At 44.8% G+C, this 14391-nt stretch carries 16 protein-coding genes; 13 read left to right on the top strand and 3 right to left on the bottom strand.

The features are described 5' to 3' along the window. Positions 1–63 precede the first annotated feature (63 nt). A complete protein-coding gene (ampD, locus tag L5M71_RS18890) occupies positions 64–639 on the bottom strand; it encodes a 1,6-anhydro-N-acetylmuramyl-L-alanine amidase AmpD (RefSeq protein WP_263208992.1) in 576 nt (191 codons plus the stop codon). Positions 640–655: 16 nt separating this feature from the next. Here ampD and L5M71_RS18885 point away from each other — a divergent pair, with 16 nt between their 5' ends. The 11 genes from L5M71_RS18885 (at position 656) to L5M71_RS18835 (ending at position 10089) form a co-directional block, all read left to right on the top strand. Then, positions 656–784, top strand: coding sequence for a hypothetical protein (locus tag L5M71_RS18885; RefSeq protein ID WP_263208990.1), 129 nt, complete (start codon positions 656–658; stop codon positions 782–784). A 109-nt stretch (positions 785–893) separates the two neighbouring features. Continuing rightward, positions 894–1775 carry a carboxylating nicotinate-nucleotide diphosphorylase gene (gene nadC / locus L5M71_RS18880; RefSeq protein ID WP_263208988.1) on the top strand — a complete coding sequence of 294 codons (882 nt, stop codon included), beginning with the start codon at positions 894–896 and terminating at the stop codon, positions 1773–1775. Positions 1776–2534: 759 nt separating this feature from the next. Continuing rightward, positions 2535–2978 carry a prepilin-type N-terminal cleavage/methylation domain-containing protein gene (locus L5M71_RS18875; protein ID WP_317630052.1) on the top strand — a complete coding sequence of 148 codons (444 nt, stop codon included), beginning with the start codon at positions 2535–2537 and terminating at the stop codon, positions 2976–2978. A gap of 105 nt (positions 2979–3083) precedes the next feature. Then, positions 3084–4793 (top strand): type IV-A pilus assembly ATPase PilB, encoded by a 1710-nt coding sequence (pilB, locus tag L5M71_RS18870; RefSeq protein WP_263208986.1) that lies wholly within the window; start codon positions 3084–3086, stop codon positions 4791–4793. Positions 4794–4846: 53 nt separating this feature from the next. Further along, positions 4847–6115 carry a type II secretion system F family protein gene (locus L5M71_RS18865; protein WP_263208984.1) on the top strand — a complete coding sequence of 423 codons (1269 nt, stop codon included), beginning with the start codon at positions 4847–4849 and terminating at the stop codon, positions 6113–6115. 32 nt (positions 6116–6147) lie between these two features. Further along, entirely contained in the window at positions 6148–7074 is a 927-nt protein-coding gene (locus L5M71_RS18860) for a prepilin peptidase (protein WP_263208981.1), read from the top strand. 148 nt (positions 7075–7222) lie between these two features. Further along, complete coding sequence (gene coaE, locus L5M71_RS18855) at positions 7223–7840, top strand: dephospho-CoA kinase (protein WP_263208979.1); 618 nt, start codon at positions 7223–7225, stop codon at positions 7838–7840. Further along, complete coding sequence (gene zapD / locus L5M71_RS18850; protein WP_263164587.1) at positions 7833–8567, top strand: cell division protein ZapD; 735 nt, start codon at positions 7833–7835, stop codon at positions 8565–8567. Before coaE ends, zapD begins: the two co-directional genes overlap by 8 nt. Positions 8568–8640: 73 nt before the next feature. Beyond that, on the top strand, positions 8641–8850 hold the full coding sequence (gene yacG / locus L5M71_RS18845) for a DNA gyrase inhibitor YacG (protein WP_006083355.1): 210 nt from the start codon (positions 8641–8643) through the stop codon (positions 8848–8850). Positions 8851–8929: 79 nt separating this feature from the next. Then, a complete protein-coding gene (mutT, locus tag L5M71_RS18840; protein WP_063884696.1) occupies positions 8930–9322 on the top strand; it encodes an 8-oxo-dGTP diphosphatase MutT in 393 nt (130 codons plus the stop codon). Between the two features lie 230 nt (positions 9323–9552). Further along, on the top strand, positions 9553–10089 hold the full coding sequence (locus tag L5M71_RS18835) for a thioredoxin family protein (protein ID WP_263192984.1): 537 nt from the start codon (positions 9553–9555) through the stop codon (positions 10087–10089). 66 nt (positions 10090–10155) lie between these two features. Here L5M71_RS18835 and L5M71_RS18830 read toward each other — a convergent pair whose 3' ends face one another. Together L5M71_RS18830 and rhlB are read right to left on the bottom strand one after the other, a co-directional pair. Next, positions 10156–11082: an exopolyphosphatase gene (locus L5M71_RS18830; protein ID WP_219255455.1), complete on the bottom strand. Its 927-nt coding sequence runs from the start codon at positions 11080–11082 to the stop codon at positions 10156–10158. Then, the gene (rhlB, locus tag L5M71_RS18825; RefSeq protein ID WP_063884693.1) at positions 11083–12399 is read right to left on the bottom strand and encodes an ATP-dependent RNA helicase RhlB; all 1317 of its coding nucleotides are present in this window, start codon (positions 12397–12399) and stop codon (positions 11083–11085) included. A 152-nt stretch (positions 12400–12551) separates the two neighbouring features. Here rhlB and trxA point away from each other — a divergent pair, with 152 nt between their 5' ends. Together trxA and rho are read left to right on the top strand one after the other, a co-directional pair. Then, entirely contained in the window at positions 12552–12878 is a 327-nt protein-coding gene (trxA, locus tag L5M71_RS18820; protein WP_105250415.1) for a thioredoxin TrxA, read from the top strand. 209 nt (positions 12879–13087) lie between these two features. Then, on the top strand, positions 13088–14353 hold the full coding sequence (gene rho / locus L5M71_RS18815) for a transcription termination factor Rho (RefSeq protein ID WP_011787892.1): 1266 nt from the start codon (positions 13088–13090) through the stop codon (positions 14351–14353). Positions 14354–14391 lie beyond the last annotated feature (38 nt).

Here is a 14391-nt window from a genome sequence, read left to right as displayed (position 1 = left end):
CGCTTACCGATTAAAGTTTACCGATAACGGAACGTTCGCTGGCTCACTCACAGAACGCTGCGCTTACCGTAAGGGCGAAGCCCGTTCCGTCATCCGTAAGTCGCGCAGCGTTTCTAAATACCTTGTCCAATCAAAACTTTGCCCGGGGTCCGTTTTCCGCATTGGCGCAATATCACAATGACCCACAATCCGTTCAATACTCAGCAATGGATATTCTACCAGTAGGGCTTGTGTTAACTCGATGAGTGACTGATATTGCTCAGGAGTGTAAGGCTCAGTATCTGTGCCTTCCAGTTCAATACCAATGGAAAAATCATTACAATTCTCTCTCTCACCATAACGAGACACCCCAGCATGCCAAGCCCTGTCATTACAGCTTACATATTGGACACGCTCGCCATTGCGGCGGATCAAAAAGTGCGCCGACACTTGCAAGCCCTTGAGCGGTGCAAAGCTGGAATCGGCATTAGTATCTAAACACCCTTGAAATAATTGATCAATGTAAGGTAATCCAAAGCAACCTGCTGGCAGGCTAATATTGTGGATCACTAACAAACTCACTTCATTCAAGGGACGTTGATTAAAATGTGGCGACTCACAACGCCTCGCACTATCACACCAACCCGAATCAAACCGCATGATGAGCTTATCCTCTATGCCACATATACTGGCTTACTCTAACAGTATTCCTCCAAGCAAAGAAGAAACCCTGCGCACGGAACTGACTGAGCTATCTTTTAACATTGAGATCATGGAGCAAACCATCCACTCTCAATTTAAATAAGGCTGCAGCTTACTCCTTTTGCTCAATCTGCCAACCTGTTCCGTGAGACCTAAGGCCGTGGTAATCTTAACCTAAAATGCAAGTAGGCCGTAATGCAAGGACTCCGCTTATGTTAGAAAACGATATCCGCCAATCAGTAAAATCAGCCCTCAGTGAAGACTTAGGTGGCACCGAAATCAACGATCAAACCAAAGCCATCGCTTATGGCGACATCACAGCAATGTTGATCCCCGCCGATAAGTACGCTGAAGCCACTTTAATCACCCGTGAAGAAGGCGTTTTTTGTGGTAAAGCATGGGCAGAGCAGGTTTTTAACCAACTCGGTGGTGAAGTCGCACTACATTGGCATGTGGATGATGGCGATCTAGTATTACCCAACCAGCTATTATGTGAATTATCAGGTCCTGCGCGCGCTATTCTCACAGGCGAACGCACGGCAATGAACTTTATCCAAACACTTTCTGGCGTAGCTACCTTAACCAAACATTATGTCGATAAACTGGCGGGGACTCACACTCGCTTGTTAGATACTCGCAAGACAATTCCAGGCCTACGCACGGCACAAAAATATGCCGTCACCTGCGGTGGCGGAAAAAACCATCGTATTGGTTTATATGATGCTTTTTTGATTAAAGAAAACCACATTATGGCCTGTGGCGGTATTCGCCAAGCCGTAGATACCGCCCGCAGCTTGTACCCGAATAAACCCGTTGAAGTCGAAGTGGAGTCACTCAAAGAGCTCGCCTTAGCACTCGACTCTGGCACAGATATCATAATGTTAGATAACTTCGACATCACTAAGATGGTCGAAGCCGTAGAGATGAATAACCAGTACCTAGCTAAAGGCGCCGGCGCTAAGCTTGAAGTCTCTGGCAATGTAACCTTAGATACCTTAGCCGAATTTGCCAAAACAGGGGTGGACTATATCTCAGTTGGCGCACTCACTAAGCATGTTCGCGCCTTAGATTTATCACTCAGATTAAAAGCTTAAAACCGCTAGATGTTAAATGGCAGTGGAATGTTCTCGCAAAGTACCGTAAGCACATTCCACTCATAAAATATTAAGGCGAAGTGCATTTGTTTTGTAGGGCTCCTGCAAACCAAATGCAAAATCACGCCTGCACTATCATACTCAGCATTCACCCTACGAAGCACCCAACCCGCCACCATTTCATGTCACCAATTTGACGACATAGAGAGACACGCCAGCTAAACTGATATTGTCAAAAAGTTGTTATAACCTAACCTGTCGATAAGTTAGCCTTTTATACAAAAACAACACTTTATTAGTACTTTATACTTAATTTTTGTTTCCTTTTACCTAACTTTGTACTAACTTTTACCAAGGCGAGATGGCCGTTTGGTCAACCTCACCTAAGGTCAGCACTGGGATTCTTTTTAAAATTGCCTAGTTCACGTTTTTTGAGAGGCATATTTTTGAAAACGTTAGCCTAAGGTGCGGTTGCCGAAACAATTTATTCAAACAAGTGCTAACCCAGCATGAACTTAGTGCTAATTTAGCGCTAAGTTAGTAAAGCTGGCTTGGATAAATCAGCATGAGTCATTACACATGGGTCATTCAAGATCATCGGTGTACTGTTAATGTTACATAGATCATATAAATGATTTTATTGACATAAATGAGTAATAAAGTTTGATGAGATAACACAATTTATAGAGTAAAACAGCGGTTAGGTTAAACACTCTATTCAACCACAGTAAGTCACTAAATAGTTAGCTGGAGAGAAAAATGAAGGCCATGAATTTAAACAAAGCATTAAATAAAAAAGCTCAGGGTTTTACTCTGATCGAACTGATGATCGTAGTCGCCATTATCGGTATTTTGGCTGCGATCGCATTACCAGCTTATAAAGATTATGTTGGTTCTGCTCACGGCGGTGCAGCTATGAAAGGTGTATCTGCCTTTACCACAAAATCTGTTACCTGTGTTCAGTCAGGCATTGCTTGTACCTCTGTAAATGCTGAAATACCAACAGGAACAAACGCGACTAAAGGTATCGCAAAAGTTAAAGATATGGCACAAGGTACAGGTACTAAAGTATCTTTTAGTGATGGTACTTGTTATGTTGAAGCTGATATCGCCGATACTGGAACAGTAACTTTCACTTCTGGATTAGCAACTGGTGCAACTGGCGCTACAGCTGCACTGTGTAAAGAAGGTGCGGGTATTTAATTAGTACATTTTTAATACTCGAATATTTAGCTTAACAAAATTAATACTCGCCGAAGTTGGTCTAACTCTGGCGAGTATCTTTTTACATTGAAATGAGAGAGCTTAATGCCTACTACAGGCTTGCATTTAGGTTTATCCACCCTATTTATCCGAAAAGGTCTGCTAAATGAAGAGCAGATGGCGAATGCCATCACAAAATCCCGTCAAAATAAGCAAGCATTAGTCAGCACTTTAGTTCAAAGTAAACTCATTTCAGCCCGTGCCATTGCCGAGCTTTGCTATGAGGAATATGGCACACCACTACTCGATCTCAATGAATTTGATCTTGCTTCGATTCCTGATGACTTCCTCAATAAAAAACTGATTGAAAAGCACCGCTGCTTACCGCTATTTAAACGGGGAAATCGCCTCTATATAGGCACATCCGACCCGACCAATATTGCCGCCCTCGAAGATTTCCAATTTAGTGCAGGCCTGCACGCCGAAGCGATTCTAGTTGAAGAAGATAAATTGGCTAAAGCGCTAGAAAAAATCCTCGAAGAAGACATCAGCGGCCTAGATTTAGGCGGCATGGATGAAGCGGCACTGGCGAGCATTGAAATTACCGACACTGACAGACGTAATGAAGAGTCCGCAGGCGAGGCCAGCGATGATGCACCTATTGTTATCTATATCAATAAAATTCTAACCGATGCCATTCGTAAAGGAGCCTCGGATTTACACTTTGAACCCTATGAGAAGCGCTACCGCATTCGTTTTCGCATCGACGGTATTTTACACGAAGTCTCTGAACCCCCTATAAGCCTTGCAGGTCGTTTATCAGCGCGCCTAAAAGTAATGTCGAAACTTGATATTGCCGAACGCCGCGTGCCGCAAGACGGCCGAATCAAGATGAAACTTTCCCGCACTAAGTCCATCGACTTTCGGGTAAGTACCCTGCCGACCCTGTGGGGTGAAAAAATTGTAATGCGGATCTTGGATTCATCCTCCGCACAACTGGGCATTGAAAAGCTCGGCTACGAGCCTGACCAAGAAAAACTTTACCTTGAGATGTTGGCAAAACCCCAAGGGATGATTTTAGTTACCGGCCCTACAGGCTCAGGTAAAACCGTCTCCCTCTATACAGGATTAAATATTCTCAATACTGAAGAGCGTAATATTTCTACTGCCGAAGATCCGGTAGAAATAAACCTTGAGGGCGTAAACCAAGTTCACATTAACTTAAAAGCCGGTCTCACTTTCGCCTCTGCTTTACGCTCATTCCTGCGCCAAGACCCCGATGTGGTGATGGTGGGCGAAATTCGCGATCTTGAAACCGCCGAGATAGCCATTAAAGCGGCACAAACAGGCCACTTAGTATTATCGACCTTACACACGAACTCGGCCGCAGAAACCTTGACTCGTTTAATTAATATGGGCGTGCCTGGTTATAACATCGCCAGCTCAGTTAACCTGATTATTGCACAGCGTTTAGCGCGTCGACTTTGCCCCGAATGTAAGCAGGCTGAAATCATCCCCGAGCACGAACTATTACGTTTAGGTTTTGCCCAAGCACAAATTACACAAGGTTTTACCACCTTTAAACCTGTGGGCTGCGAGCATTGCTCCGGCGGCTACAAAGGCCGGGTTGGTATTTACGAAGTGATGAAGATGTCCGATGAGATAGCGCGTACTATCATGGAAGGCGGTAACTCCTTACAAATCGCCTCCCAAGCTAAAGCGCAAGGGATGCGTGATTTACGTCAGTCAGGATTATTAAAAGTAATTCATGGTGTTACTAGCATCGCAGAAGTCAATCGCGTAACGAGTTTTTAAGCGTAGAGTGCTGCAAAAAGCGCCCCGCTTTTACAACCTAACAGAGATTATTTATGGCTACGGCAACAACAGTAAGAAAGTCTCGCGGCAAAAAAAACGAGCAAAAAAGCCAGCCCAAAATCTATACCTTCGAATGGAAAGGCGTAAATCGCGACGGTAAAAAAACGGCAGGGGAGCTTAGAGGTGCAACCGCAGCCGAAATTCGTAGCCAGTTAAAATCCCAAGGTGTTACCCCTAAGAGCGTTCGTAAGCAGTCATCTCCACTATTTAAATTAGGTGAAGCCAACATCACCCCTATGGATATTGCTATGATGACACGTCAAGTCGCGACTATGTTGGCGGCAGGCGTTCCTTTGGTAACGACATTTGAACTACTCGGCCGTGGCCATGAAAAAGCTAAAATGCGGGAATTACTGGGTACTATTTTAACCGAAATTCAATCGGGTATTCCCTTATCCGATGCTATGCGCCCCCATAGACGTTACTTCGACGAATTATATGTTGACTTAGTCGCCGCGGGTGAGCACTCAGGTTCACTCGATTTGGTTTTCGATCGCGTCGCCACCTATAGAGAAAAAACGGAAGCGCTAAAATCAAAAATTAAAAAAGCCATGTTCTATCCTGCAGCTGTCGTCATAGTCGCGCTTTTAGTCACGACATTGTTATTACTCTTTGTCGTACCTCAATTCGAGGAAATTTTTAAGGGCTTTGGTGCAGAACTGCCCGCCTTTACACAACTGGTACTGCATATTTCCCGCGGCTTACAATCCTCTTGGTATATCTTTTTAGCCGCTATTGTCGGCGGCGTATTTTTGTTTGTACGCGCGCACCGAAACTCGCAAATGGTGCGAGATAGAGTCGATGAAGCCGTGCTAAAAATCCCAGCCATTGGACCGATTTTACACAAAGGTGCCATGGCTCGTTTCGCCCGCACCTTAGCTACCACATTTGCAGCAGGTGTGCCGTTAATTGATGGCTTAGAATCCGCCGCTGGCGCATCGGGTAATGCCGTTTATCGCAAAGCCATATTGAATATTCGCCAAGAGGTCATGGCGGGAATGCAGATGAATGTCGCGATGCAAACCACAGGGCTTTTTCCCGATATGTTAGTGCAGATGGTGATGATAGGCGAAGAATCCGGCTCGCTGGATAACATGCTCAACAAAGTCTCAACCATCTATGAAATGCAGGTCGACGATGCGGTTGATGGTTTATCAAGCCTAATTGAACCTATTATGATGGTAGTCATAGGTACTGTGGTCGGCGGGTTAATTGTCGCTATGTATCTTCCTATCTTCCAAATGGGTAAAATCGTCAGTTAATTCATTCGATTCAAATAAAATAAGAAAACTAAATGTCAGAATTTATCTCTCTTTTGGGCCACTCTTTTGATCAGAGTCCTTGGCTCTTTATTACGCTAAGCTTTATTTTTGCCGCCACCATAGGCAGTTTTTTAAACGTAGTGATCCACAGATTTCCTGTGATGATGAAACGAGAATGGCAGCAAGAATGTAATCAGTATTTACAGGAATACCACGAAGATATAGTCAAAAAAATAGGCATAGACCAACTCAATACACCTATAGATAGCTTCCCCGAAAAATATAATCTTGTGGTGCCAGGCTCTGCTTGCCCTATGTGCAAAACGGCGATTAAACCTTGGCATAATTTACCTGTATTCGGTTGGTTAATACTCAAAGGAAAATGCGCCGCTTGTCACGCCCCTATTTCAGCCCGCTACCCCATAATTGAATTCATCACAGGGCTGCTTATTGCGACTTTAGCGTGGCACTTTGGTCCAAGCTGGCAATTTGTCTTTGCGAGCATACTGACATTTGTACTTATTGCCCTTACTGGTATCGATCTTGATGAGATGCTGCTGCCAGATCAAATGACGTTACCGTTACTTTGGCTCGGCTTGATCATCAATCTAAATCATACCTTTGCGAGCCCAACCGATGCCATTATCGGTGCGGCAGCAGGCTATTTAAGCTTGTGGTCCATTTTTTGGCTATTTAAGATCCTCACAGGCAAGGAAGGCATGGGCTATGGCGACTTTAAACTGCTCGCCGTTTTCGGTGCTTGGCTTGGCTGGCAAATGCTGCCGCTGGTGATTTTACTTTCGTCCTTAGTCGGAGCACTGGTCGGCATCACTATGATTGTCAGTAAACGCCTCAAGCAAGGTAATCCCATCCCATTTGGGCCCTATATTGCTGCCGCAGGCTGGATAGCCCTAATATGGGGTCAACCTATAGTGGATTGGTACTTAAGTACGTTATAGAACAGGCTTCACTTAAGGATAACGGAACGTTCGCAAGCTCACTCACTGAACGCTTCGCTTACCGTAAGGGCGAAGCCCGTTCCGTAGACTGTAAGGACGAAGTCCGTCCTAGCAGCGTAGCGTACTTCATAGCTTTTAAGAGAGTTTTATGTCCAAATTTATTGTTGGTTTAACGGGTGGGATTGGTAGCGGTAAAACGACTGTTGCCAATTTATTCGCCGCAGAAGGCATTACCTTAGTCGACGCCGATATCGTTGCCCGCGACGTTGTCGCTCAGGGTTCAAAAGGGCTTGAGGCCATCGTTAGCCATTTTGGCATTGAGATGTTAACGCCAGAAGGTGAACTCGATCGCGCCAAACTGCGGCAACGGATATTTAGCCACCCTGAAGAACGTGAATGGTTAAACCAGCTATTGCACCCCATGATCCGCAAAGAAATGTTAGCGCAGGTAGAAAAAGCAACCTCGGCCTATGTAATTATGGTCGTGCCCTTGCTATTTGAGAACGGGTTAGATAGGTTAGTCAATCGGACTTTAGTGGTGGATATTTCGCCTGAGTTACAAATCAGCCGCACCGTGAAAAGGGACAATGTTGATGTATCTCAAGTAAATAACATCATTAACAGCCAATTGAGCCGCAGCGAAAAACTCGCCCGAGCCGACGACATTATTGATAATCAGGGAGAGATATCAACCTTAAAACGAGAGGTGCTAGCATTGCACCAACGCTATTTACAACTATCTGGTACTCATAACGCCCATGACTGAATTAGTTTACGAACAGCCCCTAAACGAGAAAATTCGCAGCTACTTGCGGCTCGAATACCTCGATAAACAGCTGCAAAGTAACCTAAGCAATGACCACCAACATAGATGTTTTTATCCGCTGTTTTCCCTCTGTGAATTGTCCGAACGCTGCGATTATCGCAATGAAGTATTAAAAGATATTGAGCGGCACTTGCTGCAACTGAACAAATGGCAAGAATTAGATCACGTCGACCACCAGCAAATCAATATCTATATCAACGCCCTCACCCAAGCCCGCGAACAGTTACAAAAGCCTGAACGCTTCGGCAGCCAATTAAAACAAGACAAATTTATTTCCGCGCTACGACAACGCTTCGGCATGCCAGGTGCTTGCTGTAACTTCGACCTACCGCAACTGCATTATTGGCTATCTAAACCTTGGGAAGAAAAACAGCACGATTATCGCTCTTGGATAGCGCATTTCGAACCTTTGCTCACCCCCATCACACTATTACTCCAACTCACCCGCAGTACAGCCCATTACGACAATGCCGTTGCCCACGCTGGCTTTTATCAAGGCGACAGTGCCCAAGCACTTGCTTTGGTAAGGGTTAAAGTCGATGCTTCCCACGGGTGTTATCCTACGATTAGCGGCCATAAAAACCGTTTCGCTATCCATTTTGTGCAGTTTGAACAACAACGCCACTCCGACCGTTCAATTGATTTCTTACTGGCTACCTGTGCATGAAGCCTTTACACTAATGGCCTGAAAGACATTAGTATTGGCGGCCGCTTTATCGCCGTTAACCAAGAGAACAATTATGCCATTGACCGTTAACTGCCCTATTTGCAAAGCCCCTGTCGAGTGGGTGCCACAATCTGCATTTAAACCTTTTTGCAGCGAGCGCTGTAAGTTGATCGACCTCGGCGATTGGGCGTCAGAAAAACACGTCATCCCAGTCAAAGCCGAGTTTGATCCAGAAGCATTTGATGAATTTGATCTCGATGAAGGCGATTTTTTTAAAGAGTAATTTGTGGGGTTGCACACGAATAACTCAGCTCAAGCCTTTAATGCACTTACTTTTACCCACTCATTAATCGATAAATATTATGACTAAACGCATCCATGTTGCCGTCGGCATTATTACTAACTCGGCCGGTGAAATTCTGTTGGCAAAACGCCCAGATCATTTACATCAAGGTGGGAAATGGGAATTTCCTGGTGGTAAAGTTGAGACAGGCGAAACTGTCACTCAGGCATTGATCCGTGAACTCAAAGAGGAAGTCGCGCTCAATGTCACTGATAGTCAGCCATTTATGGCGTTGAGTTTCGACTATCCCGATAAACAAGTGCTACTCGATATCCATTCAGTCACAGAATTTAACGGCACAGCTCAAGGCCTCGAAGGTCAGCTTATCGCTTGGGTCACTAAAGCCGATTTAATTAATTATGACTTCCCCGAGGCTAACAAGCCTATTTTAGAAAAAATTCTGGCTCAGTAATCCAGCAATTTACCTTATCCTCTCAATGTGTTCTATCCCCAAATCGCGATTCGGGGATGAACTTTTTCAATGCCTTAACTCCGAAAAGCATGTAATTATGTGATCGTTAAGCTTATAGATATTAGCAATGCGTGATCTTGCTTGCAGCAAATCAATTAATCGCTTTAATCGTATCCAGAATAATGTTTGAATCGAATTTCATTCTTTCTCTTCGATTTCGAGGGCGCATCATGCACAATAACGTTAAGGCATTCCTAGCCACTACTGCCTTATTTTTTAGTTGTCAGGTACTAGCCAATGGTGGCTGTGGATTTGAAGAACAACAACAGGGTTTAATTGCGACCTGCAGTGAGGAGAAACAAGAAGTGATTTTAACTGGCATAGTAGAAGCACAACATTTAGTCACAGATCTCAATGAGTTTGCTGAAGGGTATAAAACCTATCAAGTCGATACCACTGCAATCACCCCGCTTAAAAGCATCGCTGAACCTACAGAAATTGTAGTGATCATTGGTACTTGGTGCCCAGATTGTCACCGGGAAACGCCGCGCTTTATCCGTATTATGGAAGAAGTCACTAATCCCAATATTAAAGTGACCTATATTGGTGTCGACCGAACGAAAAAAGATCCCGAAGGCTTAGCCGCAAAATACGACTTTACCCGCATTCCAACCTTTATTGTACTGCAGCAAGGTAAAGAAGTTGGCCGCATCGTAGAACGCCCAACGGTTTCCTTAGAAAAAGATCTCGCCGACTTATTGAAATAATCGGCACAGTACAAACATTAAAGGCCGCATCGCGGCCTTTAGTTTTTATCATGTTTTAATAAAACATTAGCTGACTTCGTCAATAATTCGCTGAGCTAACATCACTAAAACACCTTCACGTAATGCGCCGCCAGATAAGGCTAAATGCTCGATCCCCAGCAACTCAAACAAAGCCAATAAAATAGCGACACCCGCAGCAAAAGTCGGTGCTCGCTCACTGCAAAGCCCAACAATCCCCATTAAGCTAATATCTTCTTGAGCCAGGATCTCAGCCTTCAACTGAGTAAGCACATCGAGTGTGATAGTTTCAGATAACCCTCGGTGTAGTAACACTTCTACCACGGACTGTACAGCCCCGGAGGCACCAACGACACAATGCCAACCAAGATCACGTAGGGTTTGTCTATGCTCAGCTAATGCGGTTAGCACTTGCTGCTTAGCATCATCAAAATCTAACTGCTGCAGCGGCAAACTGCTGAAAAATTGGCGATTATAAGTCACACTACCAAAGGGCAAACTGGTTTTGAACAACACTTGATGCCCATCGCCGATGATAAACTCTGTACTCGCCCCACCGATATCAATAACTAAGCGACGGCCTTGACCACAAGTGGTCGCCACCATACCTTGATAGATAAGCTCTGCTTCACGCATACCAGAGATAATTTCGATCGGATGACCTAAGAGTGGCAATGCACGCTGATTAAACTCATCAGCATTGCTAATACTGCGAAGAGTTGCAGTTGCAATCACAGCAACATGGTTTGCTTCAATCTTATGTTGTACCAACATCTGGGCAAACATACTCAAACAGTCGAGGCCGCGCTGCATGACATCGGGGCTTAATTTGCCATCGTTGCCTATGCCTTCGGCGAGCCTCACCTTGCGTTTATATTTCGCAATAATATGCGGCTGACCACCACGCGTTTTGGCGATCAGCATATTAAAACTATTTGAGCCTAATGTTATAGCGGCATAAGCGGGTGTTGGCATTTACGAATGTCTACGTGTCCTATCATGACGAGGAGGGCGAGCACCACTGCGTTGAGCTCCTGGGCGGCTTGCCCCTGAACGATCACGCAAGTTTCGAGTGCCGCTAGGGTGTTTACGGTGGATCTTCGCTGGCGTAGGAATATCGGCCAGTAAAGCTTCACTGTCGTAGTTACTTACTGGAATCGAATGATTGATGTAGCTTTCGATTGCAGGCAAGTTCAATGCGTACTCTTCACAGGCAAAGCTTATCGACATGCCTTTGTTGCCCGCACGACCCGTACGACCGATTCGGTGAACATAGTCTTCGCAATCATCAGGTAAATCATAGTTATACACGTGTGAAACGTCAGAAATATGTAGACCACGAGCCGCAACATCAGTAGCAACCAATATATCTAGCTGGCCACTGGTAAATTGCTCAAGGATACGAATACGCTTTTTCTGTGGCACATCACCCGTTAATAAACCCACACGATGTCCGTCACCTTCAAGCCAAGACCAAAGCGTTTCACAACTGTGCTTAGTGTTGGAGAAAACGATGGCTTTTTCTGGCCAATCTTCTTCAATCAAGGTCAACAGCAAACGCATCTTCTCTTCTTGGGAAGGATAGAAGATTTCTTCTTTGATGTTTTTGGAGGTTTTTTCTTCGGGGGCGATTTCGACTTTAACGGGCTCATTCATATGATCATAAGCCAGCTCTTGTACTTTCATGGACAAGGTTGCCGAAAATAGCATATTAAGACGTTGATTTGCCTCAGGCATACGTCTAAATAAGAAGCGGATATCTTTAATAAAACCAAGATCAAACATACGATCGGCTTCATCAAGTACTACTGCCTGAATTGAATTCAAGCCAATAATACCTTGGCGAACGTAGTCGATAATTCGACCCGTTGTACCAATCAAGATATCAACACCTTGATCTAATACTTTACGCTGCACATCGTAACTTTCACCGCCATAAACAATACCCACCTTTAAGTGTGTGTGCTTGGCGAGTAAAATCGCATCTTTGGCAATCTGAATCGCCAGTTCGCGAGTCGGGGCCATAATGATGGCGCGGGGCTGATTAATCAGTCGACCTTCAGGTATGGGAGTCGATAATAAATGATTAAACGTGGCGACCAAAAAGGCCATTGTCTTACCAGTGCCCGTTTGTGCTTGGCCTGCGATATCTTTTGATTGGAGTAATACAGGCAGTGATAACGCCTGGATCGGCGTACAAAATTCGAAGCCGTTCTCGGCAAGGGCCTGTTTAACCTCAGGATGTAGAGGTAGGTCGGCAAACCTTTGGGTAGATAGATGTGTTTCGCTCATAGCGCAAGCTTACCTGTTGAGGTTGCAATAAGATACTCGATCGTTTGAAATAGCCACATTGTAAAAAGGTAACTTGAAAAGCTATTTTTCAGCCCCAATATACATGGTAAGCCATTAACAAACCAGCAATGGCACCCAAACTGGAGAACATCATGAGCGATAAAATTATATACCTGAGTGACGACAGCTTCGAAAACGACGTATTAAAGTCTGATTTGCCAGTATTGGTAGACTTCTGGGCCGAGTGGTGTGGTCCTTGTAAAATGATCGCTCCAATTTTAGACGATGTGTCTGAAGAATATGCAGGTCGCTTGACTATCGCTAAATTAAACGTTGACCAAAACAATGTTTCTCCAGCGAAATATGGCGTTCGTGGCATCCCAACTTTACTGCTATTCAAGAACGGCGAATTAGCCGCGACTAAAGTTGGCGCACTCTCAAAAACGCAATTGAAAGAGTTTATCGACGCTCAAATCTAATTTGACGTCGTAATGAGTGACCTCCGGCACAAGCTATAAATTAATTGTGCCGGAATTTCCCTAAATTTCTGGACGCCCCGCTTTGTTAGTGCTACTTTAATAACCAGATTCTTTCTAATAACCTCTTCTCGCTCGTCAATCACTATCCTGAATTACATCCTTACTGATTGATCGCGGTAAGCTTTGTCGCGTAACACAAGACCCCCAAAATGAACTTAACTGAATTAAAAGACACGCCGATTTCTGACCTAGTCTCGCTAGCTGAAAATATGAAGCTCGAAAATATGGCCCGCGCTCGCAAGCAGGACATTATTTTCTCAATCCTTAAAGCCCACGCAAAAAGTGGAGAAGACATTTTCGGTGGTGGGGTATTAGAAATACTCCAAGACGGTTTCGGCTTCTTACGCAGCTCAGACGGTTCTTATTTAGCTGGTCCAGATGACATCTATGTCTCACCAAGCCAAATTCGCCGCTTCAACATGCGAACGGGTGATACCATTTTTGGTAAAATTCGCCCACCAAAAGAAGGCGAGCGTTATTTTGCTCTATTGAAAGTCAACGAAGTTAACTTCGATAAACCAGAAAACTCCCGTAATAAAATCCTCTTTGAAAACTTAACCCCACTCCACGCAGAAGAACGTATGCGTATGGAGCGCGGCAACGGCTCAACTGAAGATATTACCGCGCGTATTCTGGATTTATGCTCACCGATTGGTAAAGGTCAACGTGGTTTGATCGTTGCACCACCAAAAGCCGGTAAAACGCTATTACTTCAAGGTATTGCTCAAAGCATCAGCTACAACAACCCAGAAGTGGTGTTGATGGTATTGCTTATCGACGAACGCCCAGAAGAAGTAACAGAGATGCAGCGCCTCGTTAAAGGCGAAGTTATCGCATCAACCTTCGATGAGCCAGCCAGCCGTCACGTTCAAGTTGCCGAAATGGTGATTGAAAAAGCAAAACGTTTGGTTGAGCACAAGAAAGACGTCGTTATCTTACTCGATTCGATTACCCGTTTAGCCCGTGCCTATAACACTGTTATCCCGTCATCGGGCAAAGTGTTAACTGGTGGTGTGGATGCAAACGCTCTACACCGTCCAAAACGCTTCTTCGGTGCGGCACGTAACATCGAACACGGCGGCAGCTTGACCATTATCGCCACAGCCTTGGTTGATACGGGTTCTAAGATGGACGAAGTAATCTACGAAGAATTTAAAGGTACAGGTAACCAAGAGCTACATTTGTCACGTAAAGCGGCAGAAAAGCGTGTGTTCCCAGCCATTGACTTCAACCGCAGCGGTACCCGTCGTGAAGAAAAACTCACGACTCAAGAAGAACTGCAAAAAATGTGGATCCTGCGTAAGATCCTCAATCCTATGGATGAAGTCAGCGCAATGGAATTCTTAATCGATAAATTGGCGATGACCAAGACTAACGAAGAGTTCTTTACCGCCATGAAACGCACTAAGTCTTAAATCTCAGTGAGTCTCTAAACTAAAAGCCGCATTATGCG

This window comes from Shewanella sp. SW1 (assembly GCF_025653545.1).
Lineage (GTDB): Bacteria > Pseudomonadota > Gammaproteobacteria > Enterobacterales > Shewanellaceae > Shewanella > Shewanella oncorhynchi.
This window is presented reverse-complemented; position numbering and strand designations above follow the sequence as displayed.